27 protein-coding genes and 1 tRNA gene are annotated in these 23,871 nt (G+C 61.3%); 25 read left to right on the top strand and 3 right to left on the bottom strand.

Features of this window, described 5'->3' with window-relative positions; all coding sequences use genetic code 11:
* The first annotated feature begins 2 nt into the window (after window positions 1-2).
* Entirely contained in the window at window positions 3-977 is a 975-nt protein-coding gene (locus tag ACDA63_RS07135; RefSeq protein ID WP_373662524.1) for a hypothetical protein, read from the top strand.
* On the opposite strand, the gene ACDA63_RS07130 is transcribed toward ACDA63_RS07135, so the two are convergent.
* Window positions 974-1,834, bottom strand: a complete 861-nt coding sequence (locus tag ACDA63_RS07130) for a hypothetical protein (RefSeq protein WP_373662523.1) — start codon at window positions 1,832-1,834, stop codon at window positions 974-976. The genes ACDA63_RS07135 and ACDA63_RS07130 overlap by 4 nt on opposite strands.
* Between ACDA63_RS07130 and ACDA63_RS07125 the strand changes: the two genes are divergently transcribed.
* The 13 genes from ACDA63_RS07125 to ACDA63_RS07065 all read left to right on the top strand — a co-directional run bounded on the left by ACDA63_RS07125 (window position 1,833) and on the right by ACDA63_RS07065 (window position 9,599).
* On the top strand, window positions 1,833-2,534 hold the full coding sequence (locus tag ACDA63_RS07125; RefSeq protein ID WP_373662522.1) for a Gp138 family membrane-puncturing spike protein: 702 nt from the start codon (window positions 1,833-1,835) through the stop codon (window positions 2,532-2,534). The genes ACDA63_RS07130 and ACDA63_RS07125 overlap by 2 nt on opposite strands.
* Before the next feature lie 42 nt (window positions 2,535-2,576).
* Window positions 2,577-2,873, top strand: a complete 297-nt coding sequence (locus ACDA63_RS07120; protein ID WP_373662521.1) for a hypothetical protein — start codon at window positions 2,577-2,579, stop codon at window positions 2,871-2,873.
* Between the two features lie 135 nt (window positions 2,874-3,008).
* Window positions 3,009-3,170 carry a hypothetical protein gene (locus tag ACDA63_RS07115; protein ID WP_373662520.1) on the top strand — a complete coding sequence of 54 codons (162 nt, stop codon included), beginning with the start codon at window positions 3,009-3,011 and terminating at the stop codon, window positions 3,168-3,170.
* Window positions 3,171-3,173: 3 nt separating this feature from the next.
* Entirely contained in the window at window positions 3,174-3,524 is a 351-nt protein-coding gene (locus ACDA63_RS07110) for a hypothetical protein (protein ID WP_373662519.1), read from the top strand.
* Window positions 3,525-4,700: a baseplate J/gp47 family protein gene (locus ACDA63_RS07105; RefSeq protein WP_373662518.1), complete on the top strand. Its 1,176-nt coding sequence runs from the start codon at window positions 3,525-3,527 to the stop codon at window positions 4,698-4,700. It abuts the gene before it with no gap.
* Window position 4,701: 1 nt separating this feature from the next.
* Complete coding sequence (locus ACDA63_RS07100; RefSeq protein WP_373662517.1) at window positions 4,702-5,472, top strand: DUF2612 domain-containing protein; 771 nt, start codon at window positions 4,702-4,704, stop codon at window positions 5,470-5,472.
* An 8-nt stretch (window positions 5,473-5,480) separates the two neighbouring features.
* Window positions 5,481-6,080, top strand: a complete 600-nt coding sequence (locus ACDA63_RS07095; RefSeq protein WP_373662516.1) for a hypothetical protein — start codon at window positions 5,481-5,483, stop codon at window positions 6,078-6,080.
* A gap of 10 nt (window positions 6,081-6,090) precedes the next feature.
* A complete protein-coding gene (locus tag ACDA63_RS07090) occupies window positions 6,091-6,540 on the top strand; it encodes a hypothetical protein (protein WP_373662515.1) in 450 nt (149 codons plus the stop codon).
* Window positions 6,541-6,603: 63 nt separating this feature from the next.
* Window positions 6,604-8,190 carry a hypothetical protein gene (locus ACDA63_RS07085; protein ID WP_373662514.1) on the top strand — a complete coding sequence of 529 codons (1,587 nt, stop codon included), beginning with the start codon at window positions 6,604-6,606 and terminating at the stop codon, window positions 8,188-8,190.
* Entirely contained in the window at window positions 8,180-8,521 is a 342-nt protein-coding gene (locus ACDA63_RS07080; RefSeq protein WP_373662513.1) for a hypothetical protein, read from the top strand. Before ACDA63_RS07085 ends, ACDA63_RS07080 begins: the two co-directional genes overlap by 11 nt.
* A complete protein-coding gene (locus tag ACDA63_RS07075; RefSeq protein ID WP_373662512.1) occupies window positions 8,518-8,733 on the top strand; it encodes a hypothetical protein in 216 nt (71 codons plus the stop codon). Before ACDA63_RS07080 ends, ACDA63_RS07075 begins: the two co-directional genes overlap by 4 nt.
* Complete coding sequence (locus tag ACDA63_RS07070) at window positions 8,723-9,184, top strand: D-Ala-D-Ala carboxypeptidase family metallohydrolase (RefSeq protein ID WP_373662510.1); 462 nt, start codon at window positions 8,723-8,725, stop codon at window positions 9,182-9,184. Before ACDA63_RS07075 ends, ACDA63_RS07070 begins: the two co-directional genes overlap by 11 nt.
* 19 nt (window positions 9,185-9,203) lie before the next feature.
* Window positions 9,204-9,599, top strand: coding sequence for a hypothetical protein (locus ACDA63_RS07065; RefSeq protein ID WP_373662509.1), 396 nt, complete (start codon window positions 9,204-9,206; stop codon window positions 9,597-9,599).
* A 524-nt stretch (window positions 9,600-10,123) separates the two neighbouring features.
* Here ACDA63_RS07065 and ACDA63_RS07060 read toward each other — a convergent pair.
* A tRNA-OTHER gene (locus tag ACDA63_RS07060) sits at window positions 10,124-10,205 on the bottom strand.
* A gap of 1,135 nt (window positions 10,206-11,340) precedes the next feature.
* On the opposite strand from ACDA63_RS07060, the gene ACDA63_RS07055 reads away from it, so the two are divergent.
* The 5 genes from ACDA63_RS07055 (at window position 11,341) to ACDA63_RS07035 (ending at window position 16,554) form a co-directional block, all read left to right on the top strand.
* The gene (locus ACDA63_RS07055) at window positions 11,341-11,997 is read left to right on the top strand and encodes a peroxiredoxin (RefSeq protein WP_373662508.1); all 657 of its coding nucleotides are present in this window, start codon (window positions 11,341-11,343) and stop codon (window positions 11,995-11,997) included.
* Between the two features lie 395 nt (window positions 11,998-12,392).
* Window positions 12,393-13,199, top strand: a complete 807-nt coding sequence (locus ACDA63_RS07050) for an ABC transporter substrate-binding protein (protein WP_373662507.1) — start codon at window positions 12,393-12,395, stop codon at window positions 13,197-13,199.
* 62 nt (window positions 13,200-13,261) lie between these two features.
* Entirely contained in the window at window positions 13,262-13,981 is a 720-nt protein-coding gene (locus ACDA63_RS07045) for an amino acid ABC transporter permease (protein WP_373662506.1), read from the top strand.
* A gap of 9 nt (window positions 13,982-13,990) precedes the next feature.
* Window positions 13,991-14,677 (top strand): amino acid ABC transporter permease, encoded by a 687-nt coding sequence (locus tag ACDA63_RS07040; RefSeq protein WP_373662505.1) that lies wholly within the window; start codon window positions 13,991-13,993, stop codon window positions 14,675-14,677.
* 221 nt (window positions 14,678-14,898) lie between these two features.
* A complete protein-coding gene (locus ACDA63_RS07035) occupies window positions 14,899-16,554 on the top strand; it encodes a sulfatase-like hydrolase/transferase (protein ID WP_373662504.1) in 1,656 nt (551 codons plus the stop codon).
* A gap of 69 nt (window positions 16,555-16,623) precedes the next feature.
* Here ACDA63_RS07035 and ACDA63_RS07030 read toward each other — a convergent pair whose 3' ends face one another.
* Window positions 16,624-17,847 (bottom strand): anaerobic sulfatase maturase, encoded by a 1,224-nt coding sequence (locus tag ACDA63_RS07030; RefSeq protein ID WP_373662650.1) that lies wholly within the window; start codon window positions 17,845-17,847, stop codon window positions 16,624-16,626.
* A gap of 291 nt (window positions 17,848-18,138) precedes the next feature.
* Here ACDA63_RS07030 and ACDA63_RS07025 point away from each other — a divergent pair, with 291 nt between their 5' ends.
* The 6 genes from ACDA63_RS07025 to ACDA63_RS07000 all read left to right on the top strand — a co-directional run bounded on the left by ACDA63_RS07025 (window position 18,139) and on the right by ACDA63_RS07000 (window position 23,776).
* Window positions 18,139-18,654: a rhodanese-like domain-containing protein gene (locus tag ACDA63_RS07025; RefSeq protein ID WP_373662503.1), complete on the top strand. Its 516-nt coding sequence runs from the start codon at window positions 18,139-18,141 to the stop codon at window positions 18,652-18,654.
* A gap of 111 nt (window positions 18,655-18,765) precedes the next feature.
* Window positions 18,766-19,740 carry a cysteine synthase A gene (cysK, locus tag ACDA63_RS07020; RefSeq protein WP_373662502.1) on the top strand — a complete coding sequence of 325 codons (975 nt, stop codon included), beginning with the start codon at window positions 18,766-18,768 and terminating at the stop codon, window positions 19,738-19,740.
* On the top strand, window positions 19,737-20,693 hold the full coding sequence (gene epsC, locus ACDA63_RS07015; RefSeq protein WP_373662501.1) for a serine O-acetyltransferase EpsC: 957 nt from the start codon (window positions 19,737-19,739) through the stop codon (window positions 20,691-20,693). Before cysK ends, epsC begins: the two co-directional genes overlap by 4 nt.
* Window positions 20,690-20,938, top strand: a complete 249-nt coding sequence (locus tag ACDA63_RS07010) for a helix-turn-helix domain-containing protein (protein WP_373662500.1) — start codon at window positions 20,690-20,692, stop codon at window positions 20,936-20,938. The genes epsC and ACDA63_RS07010 overlap by 4 nt, the downstream gene beginning before the upstream one ends.
* A gap of 122 nt (window positions 20,939-21,060) precedes the next feature.
* Complete coding sequence (locus ACDA63_RS07005; RefSeq protein WP_373662499.1) at window positions 21,061-21,987, top strand: family 2A encapsulin nanocompartment shell protein; 927 nt, start codon at window positions 21,061-21,063, stop codon at window positions 21,985-21,987.
* Entirely contained in the window at window positions 21,962-23,776 is a 1,815-nt protein-coding gene (locus tag ACDA63_RS07000; RefSeq protein ID WP_373662498.1) for a family 2A encapsulin nanocompartment cargo protein cysteine desulfurase, read from the top strand. Before ACDA63_RS07005 ends, ACDA63_RS07000 begins: the two co-directional genes overlap by 26 nt.
* The last annotated feature ends 95 nt before the right edge of the window (window positions 23,777-23,871 follow it).

The raw sequence follows: 23,871 nt of genomic DNA, 5'->3' as shown, positions 1-23,871 counted from the left end.
TTATGTCGACACCTCAATACCTCCGCAAAGCCTCCCTCATCGTCGGCGACGATCAAGAAGCGATCGACCTGTCCGAGCTGCGGTTTCGGTTCGTGGTCCGGCGCGGCGATATCTCGACGCCGAACACGGCCGAGATACGCGTGTACAACGTCGCTCCGAACACGGCTCAGAAGCTCCAGAAGGAGTTTCAGCGCGTGGTCTTGCAGGCCGGCTATGGCGGGAATTACGGGCTCATCTTCGACGGGTCGGTGATCCAGATTCGTCGCGGGCGTGAGAGCCAGACGGACACGTACGTCGATATCCGGGCAGCGTCGGGGGATGCTGCGTACAACTTCGCCTTTGCCAACTGCACCGTGGCGGCAGGGACGACGTTTGAACAGCAGATCGACAAGATGCTCACGTACGCCAAGCCGTTCAACGTGTCGAAGGGCTACGTTCCCGATCTGCCCCAGACGAGGCTTCCTCGCGGAAAGGTCGTGTTCGACCTCATCCGCGAGAGCTTCGACAACCTGCAATCGACATTGCATGGCAAGTGGTCAATTCAGGATCGGCACTTCAACTTCATCCCTCTTAACTCGTACATCCCCGGTGATCCGATTGAGATCAATGCAGAAACCGGGATGGTGGGGATGCCTGAGCAGACCATCGGCGGCCTGAACGTGCGCACGCTGCTCAATCCAAGCGTGAAGATTGGGCACACCATCCGCATCAACAATGCGTCGATCCAGGATTACAGGCTTAGTCTCAGCCCTGGCGACAAATCCAACAATGACGCGGCTCTCAACGGTGTTGCCCGCAAAGATGCAGACGGCCTGTACTACGTCATGATGGCCGACCACTATGGCGACACGCGAGGGAATGATTGGTACTCAGATCTCATCTGCTTGGCCGTAGATGCCACGTATTACACGGAGGAGTTCACTCGCCGCGGCGTAATTCGAGAGCTAGACACTGGTCCAGTCAAACCCTACGGCTAAGGAATCAAGTAGTGGCTAGATTCCCCCATAGGTCCGACGACCACGGGGTCTGCGCTTTCTGACGATATCCGGATCTTGAGACCGCTATAGGTGCCGGCAGTGAAGCCCTTGCCATCACGCAAAACTATGAAGATTCGACCATCAGTAAGAGGCGCCCAGCACCCATCGGAGTTAGTGGAGGCGTCAGAAAATCTTCGGTAGGACTCTGAGTTTTCGAATTCCAGCGGGCATGGGATATACATCGAATACACCTTCTTAACATCTTGCCTCTTCAGGGTGTCGCCATCTCTGTACTTTTTATCCCCATTGGGTTCTACGAATACGTCATACGGAAATGAAATTTTATCTGGCTGAATGCCGGGGTCGTCTGGACCGCCATAAGCGTCTTCAAACGATCTAAGAACCATTGGTCGAGGCGCTTTCTCTTTTTGCTGCTTCTCTCTTAGCTGTGCGGTTAGGGGGTTCATCACGCCAACGACTGTGGCCGGGAAGGTCTCATCCTTCGACTTGACCCGAAATACGCTAATGTCTGATCGGACATCCTGGCTGCCGCTTTCGTAAATGAAGACGATCTTGTCTGGATAGGCATGAAACCAGCATCCTCGTCCCGAGGCAGGTTGAGTTCGCAGTGCCAATGGCATCTCGAATTTCCGGTATTTCGAGGCATCGACAAGGGGTAGATCGCACTTTTTCTTCGTATAGAAAATGAAAACCGGTTGTCGGTCACTTTGGACGACATATCCATCCGGGAAGTCGACCCCGTTTAACCATACGAAGAACTCCGTATCCGCGCTCCATGCGGACATTGAGGCGACAAGCAGCGCTGCGGCAACAACACTTTTCATCAGGATCACCATGAGACAGATTGAACGAACGGGCGACACTTTGGCCGCCATGAAGGCGCTTGTGCGCGGCGACCGCGCCCGGCTTTGGACAGCTCTCCCCGGGATTATCCAGTCTTTCGATGCTGTTGCCATGACCTGTACGGTACAGCCGGCTTTGCGCGAGAACGTGCGTCAGGAGGATGGCTCGACGCAGAGCCTACAGCTCCCGCTCCTGGTCGATGTGCCCGTGGTGTTTCCGGGCGGTGGCAGCTGCACGCTGACGTTTCCGGTGAAGGAGGGCGATGAGTGCCTTGTGGTGTTCGCATCGCGCTGCATTGACGCGTGGTGGCAGCAAGGCGGCATCCAGCAGCAGGCTGAGTTCCGCATGCACGACCTGTCGGACGGCTTTGCGTTCGTGGGCGTCCGCAGCCAGCCGCGCAAGTTCAACGTGAGCACTGAGGCGGTACAGCTCCGCAAAGACGACGGCTCGGCCTTTGTTCAGATCGATGTGGCCACGGGCGGCATTCTCGCAACGACGCCGAGCGACATCATTGCCAATGCGGGCACTTCGGCCCGGGTCGTCGCGCCCGAGATTTTCATAACCGGCCACGTGACCATCAACGGCGACGTGGATGTGAATGGCGAGGTAACCGCCAATGGCATCCCGCTGTCGGACCACAAGCACAAGGACGTGGTGCCGGGTGGCGGCGTGTCTGGCGTGCCTGTGGTGTGACGGAGACGTAGAATGATGGCTCCAATACTACTGATGCCGGCCATGACTACCGAACAGCAATTTGAGTACATCGGGCGCTACACCGTAGCCAAGAAGGACGTACAGCGGCTTGTTGCGCAGCGCCACGCGCTGGCAGGAAACCTGTCCGTTCTGCTTCAGCGGGCCAGCTTGGTGAATAGCAGCGCCGTAACGGTAGATCGCATCTACACATTGGACGCGGCGGCGGCAGAGGCCAAGTTGAAGGAGTTGATTGACATCAACACCCAGCTTGAGATGGCTATCGATGAGATGAACCGGTATGCCGATGCTGCCGGGGAATCCCCCGCGAAGAGGATTTAGCCAGCACATCACGTTGATAAAGCCCGCCGAGCGCGGGCTTTTTTGTGCCTGTAGAAAAGCGAAAGGCCCGGCTGCTAGCAACAGTCCGGGCCTTTCTGTTTTCAACCCCTTGAAGGAGCAAGAGGAAGAACCTGAATGAAGATTACCAAAATGAACGTTGAAGGCAAGCTGGATGAACAGGGCTCGGCCAAGTTCGCCGGGCGTATTGGGGTCTCATACGTCATCGCGAGCATCTTGGGCGGCGCGGCAGCGCTCATCTATGCGCTGGCCAAGCTGCTGGAAGTGGTTCGGTTCTGAGCCATGAGATATCGGCGACTCGACGCCAACGGCGACTACACCTTCGGCACTGGCGGTGACTTCCTCCGCGACTCACCCGAGACGGTAGCGCAGGCCGTGCGCACGCGCCTGGACTTGTGGCGCGGCGAGTGGTTCGTGGATACCTCGGATGGCACTCCGTGGCAGACAGAAGTACTCGGCAAGAACACCGCGGCGACCTACGAAGCAGCCATCAAGCGTCGCATCGTGGGAACCGAAGGCGTGACGCAACTCGTCGACTTCTCAAGCAGCTACGACGGCGACACGCGTCGGCTGACAGTCACGGCCACGATCGACACCGCCTACGGGCAAACAACCATCACCGAGACCCTGTAAATGGCTTCTCCCGTCGCAGTAACCATTGACGCGAACGGCATCAGCGCGCCGACGTTTGCCGAGATTCAGGACTGGCTCAAGGCACAGTACCGGTCGATTTATGGCTCTGACGTCTATCTGGAGAACGACAGCCAGGACGGTCAGTTCCTTGGGGTGCTGGCCTCGGCCCTGAACGACAACAATGCCGCGACTATTGCCGCGTACAACAGCTTCAGCCCGGCCACCGCTCAAGGCGTGCCACTGTCGAATGTGGTCAAGATCAATGGCATTGCGCGAGATGTGGCGACGTACTCGACCGTCGATCTGCGCGTCGTGGGAGTGGCCGGCACGGTCATCACGAACGGTGTCGCACGGGATGGCAATGGCAACCTGTGGGCGCTCCCGGCCTCGGTAACGATTCCGCCTGCGGGCGAGATCACTGTGACGGCTACCTGCACAACCGTGGGCGCGATCATGGCGCAGCCGCATGCGATCACGACGATCCAGACGCCCACGCTCGGATGGCAGTCGGTCGACAACGCATCCGCGGCGGCAGCCGGCGCACCCGTTGAGACCGACGCGGCTCTGCGCAACCGGCAGACGATCTCGACAGCGATTCCCTCGCGCACGGTGCTGGATGGCATCGTCGGAGCCGTAGCAGCACAAACTGGCGTGGAGCGATATCAGGCCTACGAGAACGACACGGATACGACGGACAGCAACGGAATCCCGTCGCACTCTATATCTCTGGTGGTGGAGGGCGGTGACGCCCACGACATCGCCGCAGCGATCGCGCTGAAGAAGACGCCCGGAGCAGGCACCTACGGTACGACCGAAGAGACCGTGCCTGATGCCTATGGGCGTCCCATGAAGATCCGGTTCTTCCGGCCGACATTCGACGGCATCAAGCTGGCAATCACAATCAAGGCGCTCTCCGGATACACGACAGTCATCGGTGACGAGATCAAGCAGGCCGTTGCTGACTACATCAATGCACTCGGCATCGGTGATTCGGTCATCTACTCGCGGCTCTATGTGCCTGCGAACCTTGGTGGGTCAGCCGATGGCATGACCTACGAAATCACCGCATTGACGGTCGGGCTCGTAAGCGGATCGCTGGGTACTAGTGATGTCGTGATCGACTTCAACCACGCCGCGACTTGTGACGTTGCCAACATTGCCCTAACGGTGGTCTGACATGGCGACTGCTGACGACTACGTTGGGCTCATCACATCGGAGCACAACGACAAGCCGAAGTACGTCGCCATGGTGCGAGCGCTGGCCAGTGCAATCGCTGACCAGAACAACGTCACATCGAGCTTGCCGGATCTATTCAGCCTTGATTCCGCCGTTGGCGTGCAGCTTGATGCTGTGGGGCTGTGGGTCGGGATTTCGCGCATCGTCGCAGTGCCGATCGACAACGTCTATTTCTCGTTCGACATCGACGGCCTGGGCTTTGACCTGGGTGTGTGGAAAGGACCATACGACCCGGACTCGGGACTGACTCACCTTGATGACGACACCTACCGTCTATTTCTGCGCGCGAAGATCGGGGCGAACAACTGGGATGGAACGCTTGGACAATCCAAGGCGATTCTCGACCTGATCTTCAACGGCGGGACATACGTCTTCATCCAAGACAACCAGGACATGTCCATGGACATCGTCGTGTCGGGCGACATCCCGTCGCCCGTATTCATGGCGATCTTGTTCGGCGGCTACCTGCCGCTCAAGCCCGAAGGCGTACGCGTCAATGGCTACTACTCGACGTCCGCCTATGGCGCGCCTGTATTCGGATTCGATGTCGACAACCAGTACATCGGTGGTTTCGACCGTGGCGCTTGGGCGACTTCCGATCTGACCCTTATCAATCAACTGATGGCGCTCACGCAGCAAGTCGTCGCTGTGGCGCCAGACGTTCATCACCTTGTCCATGTGCTTCTTCCTGAAGCGCTTACGTATCCCTAGGAGTACGCATGCCCACCAACGACTTCCGCGCGTTCGCTTCGTCGAGCGGCGCGAACGTTCTGACTCAGGCCGACTACGTCGCACTCAGTGATCTGATCGCGAATGGATTTCTGTCTGGCACGGCGAAGAGCGAACAACTCAACAAGGTCTGGCGCCAGGGATCGATCATGGCAGCCGTGATCGGTCAGTTCATCTGCGATAAGACCGGGCAGGACGCTGTCGATGACGGGACGACCGCGGTTCTGGTCGCAGCCTTGGGTACCGCGGTCAAAGTGGCAGCCCAAGAAATGTTCTCCGGGTCGAATCAGAACCTAGTGGCCAATGGCTACCAACGATTGCCGGGGGGCCTGATTCTTCAGTGGGGCAACGCAGTCATCGGATCGGGGACTAGCGTCACGTTCCCAATCACTTTTGGGGGCGGCTGCTTTGGTGTCTGGCTAACGCCCAACACCTCTGCGCTTCTTCCGGCAAATAAGGTCGGCATCGTCGACATGACGAGCGCCCCGACTGGTACGGGCTTCATTGCCTACAGCTCTAGCCAAGACAACGCAGGCGGCGGCTGGTACCCATATAGCGCTCAGACATTCTGGCTCGCAATTGGCAAGTGAAAGGAATCCCGTGTTCGCTCTCTACGTAGAACAAGACAAGCGCTTTGCATTCTCTGATGTCGACAACGGCGGCAAGAAGATCACGACCGAGGCCTACAAGGAACTGTTCGATGCCCAGGCAGAAGGGAAGATCATCGTCCGCGGCGCTGACGGCATGCCGTCAATCGCAACGCCGCCCGCGCCTACGGATGATGAGGTCGTGGCCAGACAGATTTCCTTCGTGCAATCGCTCCTCGACGAAGCTGCACGCGAGCTTGGATACGACAGCATTGCTTCTGCCATCTCATATGCCGACGAGCCGAGCGTCGCCAAGTTCCAGGAAGAAGGGATTGCGTTTCGTCGCTGGCGGTCGATGGTCTGGGCGCATTGCTACCAAGTTCTCGCGGATGTGAAGGCAGGGAAGCGGACGACGCCGAGCCCTGATGAACTGCGCGCAGAGCTTCCCAAACTCGCCCTGTAACGCCAAACGAGACCAACCACAGCCGCCTTCGGGCGGCTTTTTATTGCCCGAGAGAACCACGCAATGGCCTCCAGCACACTACCTGATGCAGTCAATCAGTTCATCGATGACGCCAACATCGCGCATCAGATCGTTCAAGGCGACGAAAACACGGACGTGCCGACAGAAAGCGGTCCATGCCCAACATTCCGTAAAGCAACGAAGAACGTACAGGCCGTACTGGTCAATCTTTCCGGCACTGGCGACGGACAAGGCTCCGAGATGGTCGGCTTCATCCAGGCCGGCACGGGAGCAGTGCCGAGGACTGTGCAGGGCAAGAATCAAGAGCCCGTAAGCGTTGAAGATTTTGGCGCTGTTGATGGATCGCTGTCCGATGCCGCGCCTGCATTCACGAAAGCCTTTGCGACAGGCAAGGCGGTGCTTGTCCCAGGGAAATATGTCATCGCCTCAACGGTCACAGTTGATCGTGACGACGCGGTGATGATCGGGTCGAATCCGGGCTATTCGCAGATCACCTCGACCGTGCCGAGCGGCTACACCTTTGTGATGGGCACTACGGCGGTGCCAGCGAAGGGCGGCTTGGTGGTGCGCGGAATCCGGTTCATCCGCTCGTCCGGCACCACGAGCTGTCTGCGTATCACCGAGAACCTAGACGCCTTGATTGAGGGGAATTACTTCTCTGGTTTCTCCGACTATGCAATCGAGGCAAATCAATCTGACGGCCTGATTATTCGCAAGAATCTCATCTTCGGCTGCTCCGTGAAATGCTATTCGGAGATGGACCGGCTGGTCATTGCCGAGAACGATATCCAGGCCGCTCCCAACCACCCGAATATTGAAGTGTATGGCGGCGCCGCCATCGCCATCGAGAAGAACTTCCTCAACTGGTCGAATCACGAAGCAATCGTCCTGGGGTATGACTCCGTGCGCGGCGACTACCAGCGCTGCCCGACCATTCGCAACAACTACATCGAGCGCTGCTGCCAAACCGACACCGGGTCAACGGATCGTCCATTCATCCACGTCGGCAAGCCAGTCGATCAGACTGGCGCGGCGTATGGCGGGCCTGATGTTGTGCTGTGGGCCAGCGTCACGAACAACTACATCAATGCGGATGCCGGCAATGCCAACTTGGCGAATGTGATCCCGGCGCTGTTTGAGCGCGTGACGGAAGTGTTTTGGGACTGCAACCGCCCGATCAACTTCACCAAAGGTGGGGCCGGCAACGGAATTCAGCCGCGCATCAAATACCCGATGAAAAATTTCCGCGCCGGAAATCACAACACCAAATACGTGGATATCTCCACGGGCGGCACTGGCGCATATCAGCAGTTCTCGTACCCTGCGTTGTCACCGTACCGGGAGATGACTGTGTTCCTCGGCACGGTAATTGTGCCCACCGATGCCGGTGGATCTGGCGCGTACAACTTCACGAACGTCGACACTGGCGCCAATCCGCTGGACACAGGCCGCATGATCATTCTTTGCACTCCGCAGAATGACTGTCGCGTCTTTACGAGCAACTACGCAGTGAGTTCGGGGACGTCTATCGACGGCACCGATCAAATCAGTTGGCGAGTAAACGTCGCTGGCGGCCCGGTATCTTCGTCTGTTGGCGTCGTTGTCTCGGCACTCGTTCTTGTTCCATAAAAACGGTGATCTCGCGAGTATGAAAAATGGAGGCGACGAAGTGGCCAACCGATCAACTGATGACCCTACCGTGAAGCCAGTCCGCACATACCCGTCATGGGCCGTGGTCGTGACCGTATCTACGTGGGTGTTTTCCGCGGGCGTCCTTTACAGCGGTATGCAGGAGCAGACGCGCGCGATGGCCCGTCTCGATGGCACCGTCGCTGCGCTTGCTGCGCAGGTTGCCGGCAAGGACATCAAAGATGCGCAGCACGATGCGCGGCTTGATGAACACGAGCGGCGCATGACCGAGTTCGGCGCGCGCATCAGTAACCTGGAGAGCAGGCGATGATTGAGCTTGTTGAAGAGGCGCGTCAATGGTGGCGCCTATGGTCAGTGCGGATCCTCGGTTTGATCCTGCTGTTTCCCGACATCTACAACGGTGTTGCGGCGCTCGGATGGGTCGAGCAGTTGCCGGCGCCTGCAATGTGGAGCGTGCGCGCCTTGGCTGCCGCTGGCATCGCGGCGCGGATCGTCAAGCAGCGAGGACTGAATGCGTCCTGACGACCGTCTCTCTCCGCACTTCAGCCTGCGTGAGCTGATGCGCAGCGAATACGCGGCACGCCACGATCTGGACAACACGCCGCCCGATGCGGTGGTCGACAAGCTCATTGTCGTGGCAGAAGGCCTCGAACGCATCCGCTTCGTCATCGGTACGCCGATCAACGTGCAGAGCGGCTATCGGTCGCCTCGGGTGAATGCCGGCGTCGGCGGTGCGGCTACGTCACAGCACCTCAAGGGCGAGGCGGCGGACATCAACGCTGTCGGCTACAAGCCGCGCGAGCTTGCTGCGAAGATCCTGAAATGCCAGGACGCTATCCGCTTTGACCAACTGCTGCTCGAATATCCAGACGTCGGCGGATGGGTGCATGTGTCGTTTGTCGAAGGTCGTGAGCCTCGCGGTCAGGTGCTGACGAAGCTCACGGGGAAGCCGTATCAGATTGGGCTGGCGTGATGGGTGAGGCGATATCAGCATGAGTCTGGTTAATTTCACCCCGCCCCAATTCCGTGCTGTTGTGGTAGCTGCCCTCGTGTTGGCACTAGCCGCGCTGGCATTCGGCGCTGGCTGGACTGCGCAGGGTTGGCGCAAAGACCGTGAGATTGCCGATATCAAAGAGGCCATCGCCACGGATCGCGCCCAGGCCGCAGAGCGGGCAGCCAGCGATATGCAGTCGGCGGCACTTGCGATGCGCACTTCTGCTGATGATGTGCGCCGGTCGAGCGCTAACCTGAAGGCCAGCATGGCCGCCATTACCAAGGAACTGAAGAATGCGCCGGCTCTGCCTGCTGATTGCAAGCCTGATGCTGTCCGCGTGCGCGGGCTACGGGACGCCTACGACGCTGCCCGTCGTTCCGCCGCTGGACAGTGAGCTAGCCCGCGATTGCGTGGTGCCGGATGCGCCGGAGTCCGACGATTACGACGCGTGGCAGGCTGCACATCAGGCCGTACTGGCAGAGCTTGCCGACTGCGCGCTGAGGCACCGGAAGACGGTGCATGCGTGGCCTAATAATTCGACGAGCGAGTAGAAGAGATTGGAGTGGGTGGCCGGCAGGCAGTTGCCGGCTTCGGGCCGGCATCGAAACCGGCGTCTCTCGCGTGTCGCGGTAAGCATATCCACTCTGCCACCGATCAACGCCCGCCGATTGCCACCGGCAGACGCTGACGCGCATCGCCACTGCGCATTCACCCACAAGCCAAGGCAACTGGCGCGGCTAACGCGCTCCTGTTGGTTGCGCCCCGTGACCGCACTCCGGGTTATCCAGCAGCCTTGCTTCTGGGTGCCGTCTTTCCGGCTGCCATGCCATTTGTCGCCCTGCGACCCATCACGGATTCGAACCGCCCCCCGTCGCCCCGCCCTCGGCAAACGACCCGGAGTTGAACCGGGCTTTTTGTAGTGGATGGTAGGGTTCGAACCTACGCCTAGCGGCCGTCGCCGCGATCCGTCGATCTGCTCTGCCAACTGAGCTACACCCACACGGCTGGCGACTCCCGGCTATTCGTCTAAGGTCGGCTGCTGCGGGAGACAGCAAGTCATAGCCTATTCAATCGCCATGCGTGTGAGTACCGCTGATTCGTCAGACTGGCTCAGCGGTCAAGCCTTGATAGCTTGCCTACCTCTGGTAGGAAAGTCTGCTTCCAGAATAGCACCTTGGCATAGCGTTCACAAGCCGAAAATCTGTCTAAAACTCATGTACAACAATCCGTGTAAACAACCACTTATGCAGAGCTTTCGGTACGAAAACAATTAGACGAATTTCGTCATTGTTCGTTTGAAATCAAGGCTGTACTTCATAATCAAATACTGATGCTGCATCATCGGCGTGTGCCGAGCAATTTCTTCTTCAGTGAACATGCGAATAGTGCGGGGATATCGTGTCTGGTTGGCGTTGCAGAATCAGTCGGAGCAGCGCGTCTTGGCGCCGGAGCCATCGGGCTGCTTCGGAGGACATGCATCTTACCAGTCTCGGCCGGCCGCCGATCTGCCTGTCCGGTTGGCAGGGGTGGAACTCGCCGCACTTAGGGGCGATGCCGGGCACCAGAAGGCCGATGACGATAGGCGGGAGCACCGGTTGCCAAGCCGCGGCACCGGAGAGGGGCGGGAAAGGCGTCGGTGCATTAGTGTGAAAGTGCCGTCCAACTGCTGCAGATCGCGCGGGAAAAAAAGCTGCCTTGCCCGGGGATGGGCTCTTTTTTCGTCCAGCGACCGGAAAACGCGGGGGAGCCGAGTGTCTCGCCCAGCGCAACGGCGCATCGGCCGCCAGGACATTGCAGGGCGAACCAATGCGCGACGGGAAATGTCGCGGATGGATGTGTTCTGGCAAATACATCCAGACCGGGCCCCCGTGACACGACTGCGAAACCGGACCGCGCGGCCAAGGAGGCCAGACGCATGGACCGTTCGGTCTGTCCCGCTCCAATCGGTCGATACGTCTTGCCCCTTGCGCTGATATACGATGTGGTGTTGCGAACGCGGCAACGTACCGATATTTCGCACAACGGAAAGTCGAAGGTGCTCGCCCGGACGGCGAGCGATGGGTGCCTTCGGCGATTCCAGGACAGATTCGATTCCTACGCGTGACCAACAACGCAACACCTCACAGGAGAGCAAGATGTCACTTCGCATCAACGACGTAGCGCCCAACTTCACCGCGCACACCACGCAGGGCGTGATCGATTTCCACGAGTGGATCGGTGACCAATGGGCGATCTTGTTTTCGCACCCGAAGGACTTCACCCCGGTGTGCACCACCGAGCTGGGCTACATGGCCAGGATCGAGCCCGAGTTCACCAAGCGCAACGCCAAACTGATCGGCCTGTCGGTCGACTCGGTCGACAACCATGACAAGTGGGCCGTCGACATCGAAGAAACCCAAGGCGCAGCCGTGAAGTACCCGATGATCGGCGATACCGACCTGGCCGTGGCCAAGCTCTACAACATGCTTCCGGCCGAAGAGACCGGCACCTCCGAAGGCCGCACGCCCGCAACCAACGCGACAGTGCGCTCGGTGTTCATCATCGGCCCGGATAAGCGCATCAAGCTGATGCTGACCTATCCGATGACCACCGGCCGCAACTTCGACGAAATCCTTCGCGTGCTCGACTCCATGCAACTGACGGCCAAGCACAAGGTCGCCACGCCAGTGAACTGGAAGCAGGGCGATGACGTCATCATTACGTCGGCCGTCACCAACGAAGAAGCCGAGCAGCGTTTCCCCGGCTACAAGACGATCAAGCCTTACCTGCGGACTACGCCGCAGCCCAAGTAGCCCCGAACGGCGCAAAGCGTAATGGGCCGCTCTTTTGCGGCCCATCTTTCGTTGCAGGGCTGTCATGCGAAGCCGGGTGCATTGCTTAGGTCGTGTGGACTGCCGGCCGCCATGTCGCGCATTTCGGCCGTCGCGGCGAAACACATGCCGAGCGCTCCCCCGACTGACTCCACGCATTTGATTAGCATCAATTTCAAATATTCCACACTGGTCGCGCGGGTTTCGTCGAATCCCGCGCCCTGCGGTGTATTGCGCTGGCCGTGAATAAGCAAGGCAGAAAAGGATATTTAGTTCGCATGAGGCGGCTGGCTAGCATGGCTGGACATCGAGGTTGCCGCCCACATCGACTGCGCGGCGTACCTCGCCTGATCACACACTAGGCAAGGATGACCACCATGAAATTCCGCTTCGCAGCGATCGCCGCGCTGGCACTGTTTGCCGCCAACGTCGCCCATGCAGACCGTCTCGACGACATCAAGCGCGCAGGGGTTCTGCGCGTGGCCGCGTTCGACAGCAATCCTCCGTTCGGCTTCATCGATCCGCAGTCCAAGAAGATCGAAGGGCTGGACGTGGACTACGGCAAGGCTTTCGCCGCCAAGCTGGGCGTCAAGCTCGAAATCATCCCCACCAACCCGGCCAACCGGATTCCGCTGCTGACTGCCAACAAGGTCGACATTGTGCTGGCCAACTTCACGATCACTGAAGAGCGCGCCAAGCAGATCAACTTCAGCATTCCGTACTTTGCCTCGGGTCAGCAGTTCATCGCCAAGAAAGGCGTGCTGACGTCGCCCGACCAGATCAACAAGCTGCGCGTCGGCGTGGACAAGGGCACGACCAACGAGATCGTGCTGCGCGAGAAATTCCCCGGCGCTACGCTGGTGGCCTACGACGACACGCCGTTTGCCTTCACCGCGCTGCGCAACGGCAACGTCCAGGCGATCACGCAGGACGGGCCCAAGCTCATTGGCCTGCTGGCCAATGTGCCGGACAAGGATAAGTACGAGATCCCGCCGTTCTCGGTATCGGATGACCTGATCGGCGTGGGCATTCCGAAAGGCGAAACACGCCTGACCGATTTCGTGAATACCACGCTGCGCGAGCTGGAAGCCTCCGGCCAGGCGCAGAAGATCTATGACACCTGGTTCGGCCCCACCACCCGCACACCGCTCAAGCGCATCTTCAAGATCGGCGACAAGAGCTGATTGTCCACATACGCCCGAGATGAGGGATGCCTCCGCACCGCACGTGCGGAGGCGTGCATTCGATGATCGATGAACTGCTCGCGCCAAGATACCTGGGCTGGTTGCTCCACGGCTTCTTCAACACTGTCGTGCTCGCCGCCGTCGTGTGCGCATGCGCAACCTTGGTCGGGTTCGTGTTGTGCGTGCTGCGCGCGGTCGATCGCGGCGGCGTTTCGGTCGCGGTGCGCGCATACCTGAGCGTCTTCCGCAACACACCGCTGCTGGTGCAGTTGTTCTTCTGGTATTTCGGCGTGTCCAGTCTGTTCCCCGAAGGCTGGCTCGAATGGCTGAATACGCCACACACGTGGCGCGTTGTTGCGCTGCACGTGATGTGGCCGCCGTTTGAATATCTCGCGGGCTTCGTCGGCCTGACGCTCTACACCTCGGCCTTCATCGCCGAAGAACTCCGTGCCGGCGTGCGCGCCGTGCCCGCGGGGCAAGTGGCGGCAGGGCTGGCGCAGGGTTTCACGCCGGCTCAGGTGTGGCGTCACATCGTCATGCCGCAGGCGCTGCGCATCGCGCTCGGACCGGTACTCGGGCAATACATGAATGCGATCAAGAACTCGTCGCTCACCATGGCGATCGGATTGGCCGAACTGTCGTATGCATCACGGCAGGTCGAAACCGAAACCTTCAAGACCTTCCAGGCTTTTGGCGTGGCGACCGCGCTCTACATTGCGATGATCGTGCTGATCGAGTGGGGCGGCCAGTACCTGCGGCGCCGTGTCGCGTACCCGCACTGAGCGTTGCGCATGGATTTCTCAGTCATTGGCGACAACCTGTCGTACCTGATGCTTGGCGCGTGGCCGGAGGGGCCGCTCGGGGGCGCGGCGCTCACGCTCGTGCTCAGCGTGTCCTCGGCGCTGGCCTCCAGCGCGATCGGCCTTGCTTTAGGCGTGGCACTGGCCGTCACGCAGGGCGCGACGCATCGGGCGCTGCTGGCGTTCGTCGGGTTCTTCCGCGCGATTCCCGTGATCATGCTGATCTTCTGGGCGTACTTCCTGCTGCCCATCGTGCTGCATATCGATGCGCCCGCGCTGGGCACGGTGGTGTGTTCGCTGTCGCTGATCGGCGGTGCCTACCTTGCACATTCGGTGTGGGCCGGCATCAGCAGCCTGCCGCGCGGGCAATGGCATGCGGCCCGCGCGCTGGGCATGCGGCCGTGGCAGGTCATGCGCTGGGTGATCCTGCCGCAGGCGCTGCCGATCATGGCGCCGTCGTTCGTGAATCAATGGATATCGCTCACCAAGGACACCTCGCTGGCCTACGTCATCGGCGTGGGAGAACTATCGTTCGTGGCGGCGCAGGTGAGTAATCGCGTGATGGTGCACCCGACCGAGATCTTTCTCTTCGTCGGCGCGGTGTATTACCTCGTCTGCGCATCGCTCGAACTGTGCGCGAACCGGCTCGCCCGGCGGTACGCCGTGCCGGTGCGCTGACAAATGTGCGAGCGCGCTGGCGGAAATATGTGAGGGTATTCTGTTTGATGCCTCAGCCACGCGCCGAATGTTGTCGGAGGCACGGCCATCCGTTCGTTTGCGTCATGAAATCACTCAGTGCGCATATGTTCGGATGACGCACTTGGCGCGGAGTCAACGGCGTCGGCACAGGGCCGACTCACCATTTTCAACTTTTCTGGTCGTCATAAGAGGAGTTGGAAATGAGCAAGAGTACATTGCCTCGTCCGCTGGTGCTGGCGCTGTCGGCGGTATTTCCTGTCATTGCCGGCGCTGCGGCGGACACGCCCACCGCACCCACACAGCGAAATGGTTTTGCAGGCTACGACCATCCAAACCAATACATGGTCCGATCGACCACGAAGCTGGCCGACAACATGATGCCGGTCATCGTTCATGCCGAACAGGACAGGGTGGCCCGGCAGAAACTGGCGGACCTCCAGAAGAGGACCGGCAAGAAGCCCAATGTGTTGATCTTCATCCTCGATGATGTGGGCTGGATGGATGTGGGCTTCAATGGCGGCGGCACGACGGTGGGCAACCCCACGCCGGATATCGATGCCGTGGCAAGCCAGGGCCTGATCCTGACCTCGGCGTATTCGCAACCGAGTTCATCGCCGACACGGGCGACCATCATGACCGGCCAGTATCCGGTCCACCACGGCATTCTCCGCCCGCCCATGTATGGCGAGCCCGGTGGCCTGGAGGGGGCAACGACCGTGGCGCAGCTCATGCGCGATCAAGGCTATGTGACGCAGGCCATCGGCAAGTGGCACATGGGCGAGAACGATGCCTCTCTGCCGCAGAACGTCGGCTTCGACGATTTCCGCGGTTTCAATTCGGTGTCGGACATGTACACCGAATGGCGCGACGCCAACGTCAATCCGGAAGTGGCGCTGAGCCCCGATCGTTCCGAATACGTGAGCAAGCTGCCGTTCAACAAGAGTGACGTCCACGCAGTGCGTGGCGGCAAGCTGGAGAACCTCGCCGACATCACGCCGAAGTACATGGAAGACCTCGACCAGCGCTGGATGCAGTATGGCGTTGAGTTCATCGAGAAGATGTCGAAGAGCGACAAGCCGTTCTTCTTGTATTACGGCACGCGCGGCTGTCACTTCGACAATTATCCGAATGCGCGTTACGCCGGGCGCTCTCCGGCGCGGACAAGCTATGGCGACTGCATGGTCGAGATGAACGACATCTTCGCCTCGCTCTACAAGTCGCTCGAAAAAACCAATCAGCTCGACAACACGCTGATCATATTCACCTCGGACAACGGCCCGGAACAAGAAGTCCCGCCGCATGGACGCACGGCGTTCCGTGGCGGCAAGGGTTCGACCTGGGAGGGCGGCGTCCGCGTGCCGACGTTCGCATACTGGAAGGGCATGATCGAGCCGCGCAAGTCTGACGGGCTCTTCGAGCTTGCCGACCTGTTCAACACCAGCCTTTCGGTTGCCGGCAAACCGGGCGCCGATGTCGCCAAGTTGGTGCCGCAGAAAACCTATATCGACGGCGTTGACCAGACATCGTTCCTGCTGGGCAAGGACGGGCAATCCAACCGAAAGGCGGTCTACTACTTCTGGAATGACAAGCTCTCGGCCATTCGAGTAGATGAGTTCAAGTTCTTCACGCTTCTTCAGCAACCGGATGCGTTCACGCAAAAGGGGTACAAGGGCGGTTTCTCGGGCGCCATCATGCAATCGGCCGGATCGATGATGTTCAACCTGTACACCAATCCGCAGGAAGACGACGCCGTCGGCATCCGCCACATTCCGCTGGGCGTGCCGCTCGAGGCCGAGATGAGGGCCTATGCACAAGTCCTGAAGGAGTACCCGCCCAAGGTACAGATCGGCTTCTAAGCCAGGCCGCCCCTCGTGCGGGGGCGGTCTCCTGCAGCCGCGCCGGCCGGCGCGGCTGCTGTTCCCGCATCAACGTGGCTTTTGGAAAACCAAGGTCGCCTGCATGATGTCGCTGGCCGGACGGCCTTGTGCGAGCAATCGGGACATGCCAGCCATGTACGGCGTGACGTGCTCGAAAAAGCGGCGCAGGCCGACACACAGGTAATTGAGTCGCCGGCTGTCGTCGGTCGGTATGAACCGATGCCGCGGGCATCCGCCCCAGCACGCCTTCAGCACCTTGCAGCGCCTGCATTCATCCGGCAACAGTGCGAACTTGTCCCGGCCGAACTGTTCCTGGGACGGTGCGTCGGCCATGGCGGAAAGCGGCTGATTGGTGATATTGCCGAGCAGGTAGTCTGGATAGGCGTAGTGATCGCAGGCGTAGACGTCGCCGTTATGCTCCATCACGAGTGAGCGTCCGCACGTAGGGCGATGGTGGCAGACCGCGCCGGGGCGATCCATGTAGTTGGCCAGCGCCCACTCGATATTCATCACGAACACGCGGCCCACATCGCGCTTGATCCATTCATCGAATATCGCATTCAGAAAGTGGCCGTAATCTGCCGGCCCGACCGACCATGGCGTGACGAGCCCCTCGCGCTGCGGCAGATCGTGCGCCGAGCCGGCGGGCGGTGGAGCGAGCTGAATTTTCGCCGTGCTGCCGACGGTCGGCTGCGTGCGTTCCACCACCGGCAGGAACTGGATATACCGCGCGCCGGCGTCACGCAGAAAGCGGTACACCTCGAGAGGTTCGGTGGCGCTGCGCCGATTCACGCAGGCCAGCACGTTGTAGCGCACGCCATGCTTCTGCAGCAGACGCAGCGCACGCAGCACGAGATCGTGACTCGGGTTGCCACCGCGCGTCACGCGGTATTCGTCGTGAATGGCCGCAGGGCCGTCGAGCGACAATCCGACCAGAAAATCGTGCTCGGCGAGAAAACTGCACCAGTCTTCGTCGATCAGCAGCCCATTGGTCTGGAAACTGTTGGTGATGTGGCGCCCACGCCCGTGCTCAGCCTGGAGCGCCACCGCTCTGCGGTAAAAATCCAGGCCCTGCAATGTGGGCTCGCCGCCTTGCCACGTGAAGGCGACTTCTTCGTCTTCATGAATGGCGCCGATGTAGTCGACGACATACTGCTCCAGGATTTCGTCGCTCATGCGATGACGCGCCCCGTCCGGATACAACGCAGCTCTTTCCAGGTAGTAGCAGTACGCGCAATGCAGGTTGCAGTCTGAGCCACAGGGCTTGGCCATAACGTGAAAAGCGCGCGTGGGAGAGGCAGAGCCTTGCATGCAGATTTCCTTCCGTGTGGGCCACTTGGCCGGTAAGCAGAGTCAGGATCATGCCTTCGCCTCGCTCGTCCGGCCTTGCGCTGACGCTTGCCGCGCCCGCATTGGCGCCATCGCGGATGCCAGGGTCTTAAGCAGGGACAGATCTCGCCCTTATCTGTTTGCGGAATAAGTTGCCTAGTTTTTATTCGTTCGCTTACCTGGCCTGCACTCATATCCTGTCTTCATCCAATCGCTTTCAAAGGATGAACGACCATGACGCTCGCACTGCTCCGCACGCCGCCGCTTGCGGCGACCCCCGACCCGGCATCGAATGCCGGCGGCGAGTCCGGTGACGCCATCCTCGTCCGCGCGCGCCAGCGTGCAGTGGAAGAAGGGCTGCTGTACGCCGGGGGGGTGACGCCCACCGAAGCGTGGGCGCTGCATCGCGACGGCGTTGGCCAGATCGTTGACGTACGTACGGGCGAGGAACGCAAGTTCGTCGGACACGTACCGGGCGTGGCGCACGTGGCGTGGGCGACGGGGACGTCGATGACGCGCAATCCGCGCTTCGTGCGCGAAGTGGAAGCCAAGTTTGCCAAGGACGACGTGCTGCTCCTGCTGTGCCGTAGCGGCAAGCGCTCGGCAGCCGCCGGGGAGGCGTTGGCCAAGGCGGGTTTCACGCAGGTCTTCAATGTGCTGGAAGGCTTCGAGGGCGATCACAACGATCGACAGCAACGCGGCGAGCTGGGCGGATGGCGCCGCCACGGGTTGCCGTGGATTCAGGACTGAGTTCCGCGCGGCACCCGGTGTACGACACGGCGAAGACCGTGCGATGACAATCAAGGTCTGGATTCCCCAACGACACGCATCCAATTTTTCGTCCACGTACAGGGGAATGACATGCCCATTTTTGCAGACAACGCGCAATCCATCGGCCACACACCGCTGATCCGCCTGAACCGAATCGTGCCGGGCGCGCATGCCACGGTGCTGGCCAAGATCGAAGGGCGCAATCCGGCGTATTCGGTCAAGTGCCGCATCGGTGCGGCGCTGGTGTGGGACGCCGAAAAGCGTGGCCTGCTCGGGCCGGGAAAGGAACTGGTCGAGCCCACCAGCGGCAACACCGGCATCGCGCTGGCGTTCGTCGCGGCGGCCAGGGGTATTCCGCTCACGCTGACCATGCCCGAGACGATGAGCATCGAGCGGCGCAAGCTGCTGACCGCTTATGGCGCCCGGCTGGTGCTGACCGAAGGCGCCAAGGGCATGGGCGGGGCGATTGCCAAGGCCGAAGAGATCGCCGCATCCGACCCCGACAAGTACGTGCTCCTCCAGCAGTTCAAGAACCCGGCCAACCCTGCGATCCACGAGAGCACCACGGGGCCGGAAATCTGGGACGACACCCAAGGCGCCATCGACATTTTCGTGTCCGGCGTGGGCACGGGTGGGACCATCACCGGAGTCTCGCGCTACATCAAGCGCACGCGAGGCAAGGCGATCACTTCGGTGGCCGTCGAGCCGACCGCCAGCCCGGTGCTCACGCAGGCGCGTGCAGGCCAACCGATACAGCCCGGTCCCCACAAGATCCAGGGCATCGGCGCCGGCTTCGTGCCGCAGGTGCTCGACTTGTCGCTGGTCGACGCGGTGGAACAGGTCAGTAACGAAGAGGCCGTCGACTACGCCCGCCGGCTGGCGCGCGATGAGGGAATCATCTCCGGCATTTCCAGCGGTGCAGCCGTCGCCGCCGCCGCGCGCCTGGCACAGCGCCCGGAAAACGAAGGCAAGACCATCGTCGTGGTGTTGCCGGATTCCGGCGAACGCTATCTCAGTTCGATCCTGTTCGAGGGCATCTTCGACGAGAAAGGCCTGCCTGTATGAGCGCGGAAGAGCACTTCGCCGGCGCGGGCTACACCGCCGCGCAATGGGATCTCGGAGCAGTCGTGGCCGAGTTGCGTGCAGCACGTACGCGCTGGCGCGCGGCGCAACGACGGCGCGAATCCGGGGGGAGAGAGCTGCCGTCGTCCGAGGCGTTGAGTGCGATTGCCCGATCCCTGTGCGGAGTGCTCTTCCCGATGCGGCTGGGGCCGTCCGACCTGCGGCAGGAGAGCGAGGACTTCTACGTCGGGCACACGCTGGACGCCGCGCTCAACGCGCTGTTGGCGCAGGTGCGGCTCGAACTGCGCTATGCCTTGCGCGCCGGTGAGCCGGAACACGCGCTGATCGAAGCGCAGGCGGTCGGCATCGTGCGCGATTTCGCCGCGCGTTTGCCGGTGTTGCGCGGCATTCTCGATGCCGACGTGCTGGCCGCCTACCAGGGCGACCCGGCCGCGCGTTCGGTCGACGAGGTGCTGCTGTGCTATCCCGGCATCACCGCCATCATCCATTACCGGCTGGCGCACGAGCTGTATGTGCGTGGCGTACCGCTGATCGCGCGCATCGTGTCCGAGACCGCTCATTCGCTCACCGGTATCGACATCCACCCCGGCGCGCAGATCGGTGCCGGGTTCTTCATCGATCACGGCACGGGCGTGGTGATCGGCGAAACCGCCGTGATCGGCGAGCGGGTGCGCATCTATCAGGCCGTCACGCTGGGCGCCAAGCGTTTTCCGGCGGGGGAGGACGGCAGTCTGCAAAAAGGCCTTCCGCGCCACCCGGTCATCGAAGACGACGTCGTCATCTACGCCGGCGCCACGCTGCTCGGGCGCATCACCATCGGCAAGGGCTCGACCATCGGCGGCAATGTGTGGCTGACGCACAGCGTCGACCCGGGCAGTCACGTGTCGCAGGCGGGCGTGCGCAGTGAATCGCGTGGAGATGGCGCTGGCATATGAAGCGGCTGTGCGCACAGTTCGGCTTGGTCGTACGCACCCAGCGTGAGGCGTTGGCGCTCTCGCAGGAGCAACTGGCCGAGCGCGCCGATCTCAATCGCTCGTATCTGGGCGAGATCGAACGCGGCGTGGCCATGCCCTCGCTGGCGACGGTCATCAAGCTGGCCGCAGCACTGGGCGTGACCCCCAGCTTTCTGCTCGCACGCTACGAAGAAAGCGCGCCGTCCGCCGCATCCGTTCGCCCTTAGGGGCATGCGTCCCGATGAGTTTTTGATGGCTATAGCATGTTGAGTCGTGCGGACCGCTCGCCGAGACTCGCTTTGCTGAATTTCTGATTTTCATTTTCGCTTTTTGCATAAAGGAGTCGAACGTGGCTGAATCCGTTCCCCAATCGGCGTTGAGTGACAACGCCGCCCGGCAGCTTGCCAACGCGACCAAGACCGCACCGGTCCTGTCGACCATTTCACCGCGCTGGCTGGTGCATCTGCTGCAATGGTTGCCGGTCGAAGCAGGCATCTACCGCCTGAACAAGGTCAAGAACCCGCGCGACGTGCGCGTAGCGTGCGCGCAGCGCGATGAATCCGAACTGCCGCAGACCTTCGTTGACTACGACGAGCAGCCGCGCGAGTACTTCCTCAACGCGGTGTCGACGGTGCTGGATGTTCACACGCGCGTGTCGGACCTCTACAGCAGCCCGCACGACCAGATCAAGGAACAGCTTCGCCTGACGATCGAGACGATCAAGGAGCGCCAGGAATCCGAACTCATCAACAACCCGGACTACGGCCTGCTTGCCAACGTTGCCGATGAGCAACGCATTTTTCCGCTGACTGGCGCGCCGACGCCGGACGACCTGGATGAACTGCTCACCAAGGTGTGGAAGGAGCCCGCGTTTTTCCTTGCCCATCCGTTAGCCATCGCCGCGTTCGGCCGTGAGTGCACGCGCCGTGGCGTGCCGCCGCCCACGGTCAGCCTGTTCGGTTCCCAGTTCCTCACCTGGCGCGGCGTTCCGCTGATCCCGTCCGACAAGGTGCCGGTCGATGATGGCAAGACCAAGATCCTGCTGCTGCGCGTGGGCGACAAGCGCCAGGGCGTGGTGGGGCTGTTCCAGCCGGGGCTGGCGGGCGAGCAGAGCCCGGGCCTGTCGGTGCGCTTCATGGGCATCAATCGCAACGCGATCGCGTCCTATCTGATTTCGCTGTATTGCTCGCTGGCCGTTCAGAGCGACGACGCGCTGGCGGTGCTCGATGACGTGGAGATCGGCAAGTACCATGACTACCCCGACACCTACAAGTGATCTGAGCGCGGGCGGAAACGTGCCGGCGGGTCTGCCCGACGTGGCGACGCTGGCCCGGCTGGCCGGGCAGTTCTTTGCTGCCTTGCCGGGCGATCCATCGCCGGCGGATCTGCCGTCCAACGCTGCATCGGCCGCTCCGGTCCTGCATGTCGGCGCGCAGCCGCAGGCGCCTGATCCGATCGTGTCGCTGGGCAATCGTGCTCCCGCTCTGGTGCCGGCCACAGCCGAAGCGCCTCTGGCGGGTCTGCCGTCTGGCGGTGTCGCGCAAGGAGTGCCGCTGGATTACGCCGCGGCGTTGCCTGCCATCGATGCGCCGCAAGCGGCAACGGGGGGGCAGTCGTATTACTTCCTCGAATCGGCGCACGAGTCATTGCCGGCCCGCTCCGGGCCGCATGAAGATCGCATCGTCGCGCGCAGCTTCGGTCTGCCCGGCGAAGACAGCCTGCGCGTCGGGCTGCCTGTGGCAACGCAGGCCCCCGCGACCGAGCCGGATCGCCAGCAGTGGTTCTACTTTACCGATCTCGTGACGGGCGAGAACGGACGCAGTGCGCAGGCGGCACCGCAGGGCGGGGCGTTCGATGTGCATGCGGTGCGTCGCGACTTTCCGATCCTGCAGGAACGCGTCAACGGCAAGCCGTTGGTGTGGCTCGACAACGCCGCCACCACGCACAAACCGCAGGCGGTGATCGATCGGCTGGCGTATTTCTACGCGCACGAAAACTCCAACATCCATCGCGCTGCGCATGAGCTCGCCGCCCGCGCAACGGATGCCTACGAGGGCGCGCGCAGTGCGGTGGCGCGCTTCATCGGGGCGGCTTCTGCTGAAGAGATCATCTTCGTGCGCGGCGCCACGGAGGCCATCAATCTGGTGGCGCGCACCTGGGGTGTGCAGAACATCGAGGCGGGCGACGAGATCATCGTGTCGCACCTGGAGCACCACGCCAACATCGTGCCGTGGCAGCAGTTGGCGGCAGAGAAGGGCGCCCGGCTGCGCGTGATTCCGGTCGATGAAGACGGCCAGTTGCGGCTCGATGAGTTCCGCAAGCTGTTGTGCAGCAAGACGCGCCTCGTTGCCGTCACGCAGGTATCGAACGCGCTCGGCACGGTCACGCCCATTGCCGAAGTCATTGGCATGGCGCATGCCGTCGGTGCGCGAGTGCTGGTCGATGGCGCCCAGTCGGTGTCGCACATGCGAGTGAATGTGCGTGCGCTGGATGCGGATTTCTTCGTGTTCTCCGGCCACAAGATCTTTGGGCCGACCGGTATCGGCGTGGTCTACGGCAAGCGCGACATTCTCGAACAGATGCCGCCCTGGCAAGGCGGCGGCAACATGATCGCGGACGTCACTTTCGAGCGCACCGTCTACCAGCCGCCGCCCAACCGCTTCGAAGCCGGCACCGGCAACATCGCGGACGCCGTGGGTCTGGGCGCGGCGCTCGACTATGTCGACGGTATCGGGCTCGAACGCATTGCCGCGTACGAACACTCGCTGCTCGAATACGCCACGCGTGCGCTACGCAGTATCGGCGGGGTGCGCCTGATTGGCACCGCTGCTGACAAGGCGAGCGTGATTTCTTTCGTGCTGGCAGGCTATAGCACCGAGGAGGTCGGCAAGGCGCTCAACCGCGAAGGCGTGGCGGTGCGCACCGGGCATCACTGCGCACAACCGATCCTGCGCCGCTTTGGGCTGGAGACATCAGTGCGCCCCTCGCTCGCGTTCTACAACACCTGCGAGGAGATCGATCTGCTTGCCCGCGTGGTGCGCAGACTCGCCGGGCAACGGCACTAGGGCAAGCAGGAGCGGCGGCCGCCGTGTCGGTTGGCAGTGGCGAACGGGGAGCAAGCGGCTCCCCGTTTTTTCTTGCACGTCGTGCGGCAAGCATG

The organism is Uliginosibacterium sp. sgz301328 (genome assembly GCF_041807905.1).
In the GTDB taxonomy this organism is placed as follows: domain Bacteria; phylum Pseudomonadota; class Gammaproteobacteria; order Burkholderiales; family Rhodocyclaceae; genus JBGVSA01.
This window is presented reverse-complemented; position numbering and strand designations above follow the sequence as displayed.

What these genes read in the sequence shown, in the direction of transcription:
- ACDA63_RS07065 (WP_373662509.1), top strand. Translation starts at nt 9,204, where the DNA reads ATGAGTCTGGTTAATTTCACCCCGCCCCAATTCCGTGCTGTTGTGGTA.
- ACDA63_RS07095 (WP_373662516.1), top strand. Translation starts at nt 5,481, where the DNA reads ATGCCCACCAACGACTTCCGCGCGTTCGCTTCGTCGAGCGGCGCGAAC.
- ACDA63_RS07075 (WP_373662512.1), top strand. Translation starts at nt 8,518, where the DNA reads ATGATTGAGCTTGTTGAAGAGGCGCGTCAATGGTGGCGCCTATGGTCA.
- ACDA63_RS07030 (WP_373662650.1), bottom strand. Translation starts at nt 17,847, where the DNA reads ATGGCCAAGCCCTGTGGCTCAGACTGCAACCTGCATTGCGCGTACTGC.
- ACDA63_RS07025 (WP_373662503.1), top strand. Translation starts at nt 18,139, where the DNA reads ATGACGCTCGCACTGCTCCGCACGCCGCCGCTTGCGGCGACCCCCGAC.
- ACDA63_RS07135 (WP_373662524.1), top strand. Translation starts at nt 3, where the DNA reads ATGTCGACACCTCAATACCTCCGCAAAGCCTCCCTCATCGTCGGCGAC.
- ACDA63_RS07045 (WP_373662506.1), top strand. Translation starts at nt 13,262, where the DNA reads ATGATCGATGAACTGCTCGCGCCAAGATACCTGGGCTGGTTGCTCCAC.
- ACDA63_RS07110 (WP_373662519.1), top strand. Translation starts at nt 3,174, where the DNA reads ATGAGATATCGGCGACTCGACGCCAACGGCGACTACACCTTCGGCACT.
- ACDA63_RS07125 (WP_373662522.1), top strand. Translation starts at nt 1,833, where the DNA reads ATGAGACAGATTGAACGAACGGGCGACACTTTGGCCGCCATGAAGGCG.
- ACDA63_RS07100 (WP_373662517.1), top strand. Translation starts at nt 4,702, where the DNA reads ATGGCGACTGCTGACGACTACGTTGGGCTCATCACATCGGAGCACAAC.
- ACDA63_RS07055 (WP_373662508.1), top strand. Translation starts at nt 11,341, where the DNA reads ATGTCACTTCGCATCAACGACGTAGCGCCCAACTTCACCGCGCACACC.
- epsC (WP_373662501.1), top strand. Translation starts at nt 19,737, where the DNA reads ATGAGCGCGGAAGAGCACTTCGCCGGCGCGGGCTACACCGCCGCGCAA.
- ACDA63_RS07070 (WP_373662510.1), top strand. Translation starts at nt 8,723, where the DNA reads ATGCGTCCTGACGACCGTCTCTCTCCGCACTTCAGCCTGCGTGAGCTG.
- ACDA63_RS07120 (WP_373662521.1), top strand. Translation starts at nt 2,577, where the DNA reads ATGACTACCGAACAGCAATTTGAGTACATCGGGCGCTACACCGTAGCC.
- ACDA63_RS07115 (WP_373662520.1), top strand. Translation starts at nt 3,009, where the DNA reads ATGAAGATTACCAAAATGAACGTTGAAGGCAAGCTGGATGAACAGGGC.
- ACDA63_RS07000 (WP_373662498.1), top strand. Translation starts at nt 21,962, where the DNA reads ATGACTACCCCGACACCTACAAGTGATCTGAGCGCGGGCGGAAACGTG.
- ACDA63_RS07085 (WP_373662514.1), top strand. Translation starts at nt 6,604, where the DNA reads ATGGCCTCCAGCACACTACCTGATGCAGTCAATCAGTTCATCGATGAC.
- ACDA63_RS07130 (WP_373662523.1), bottom strand. Translation starts at nt 1,834, where the DNA reads ATGGTGATCCTGATGAAAAGTGTTGTTGCCGCAGCGCTGCTTGTCGCC.
- ACDA63_RS07035 (WP_373662504.1), top strand. Translation starts at nt 14,899, where the DNA reads ATGAGCAAGAGTACATTGCCTCGTCCGCTGGTGCTGGCGCTGTCGGCG.
- ACDA63_RS07010 (WP_373662500.1), top strand. Translation starts at nt 20,690, where the DNA reads ATGAAGCGGCTGTGCGCACAGTTCGGCTTGGTCGTACGCACCCAGCGT.
- ACDA63_RS07105 (WP_373662518.1), top strand. Translation starts at nt 3,525, where the DNA reads ATGGCTTCTCCCGTCGCAGTAACCATTGACGCGAACGGCATCAGCGCG.
- ACDA63_RS07040 (WP_373662505.1), top strand. Translation starts at nt 13,991, where the DNA reads ATGGATTTCTCAGTCATTGGCGACAACCTGTCGTACCTGATGCTTGGC.
- cysK (WP_373662502.1), top strand. Translation starts at nt 18,766, where the DNA reads ATGCCCATTTTTGCAGACAACGCGCAATCCATCGGCCACACACCGCTG.
- ACDA63_RS07050 (WP_373662507.1), top strand. Translation starts at nt 12,393, where the DNA reads ATGAAATTCCGCTTCGCAGCGATCGCCGCGCTGGCACTGTTTGCCGCC.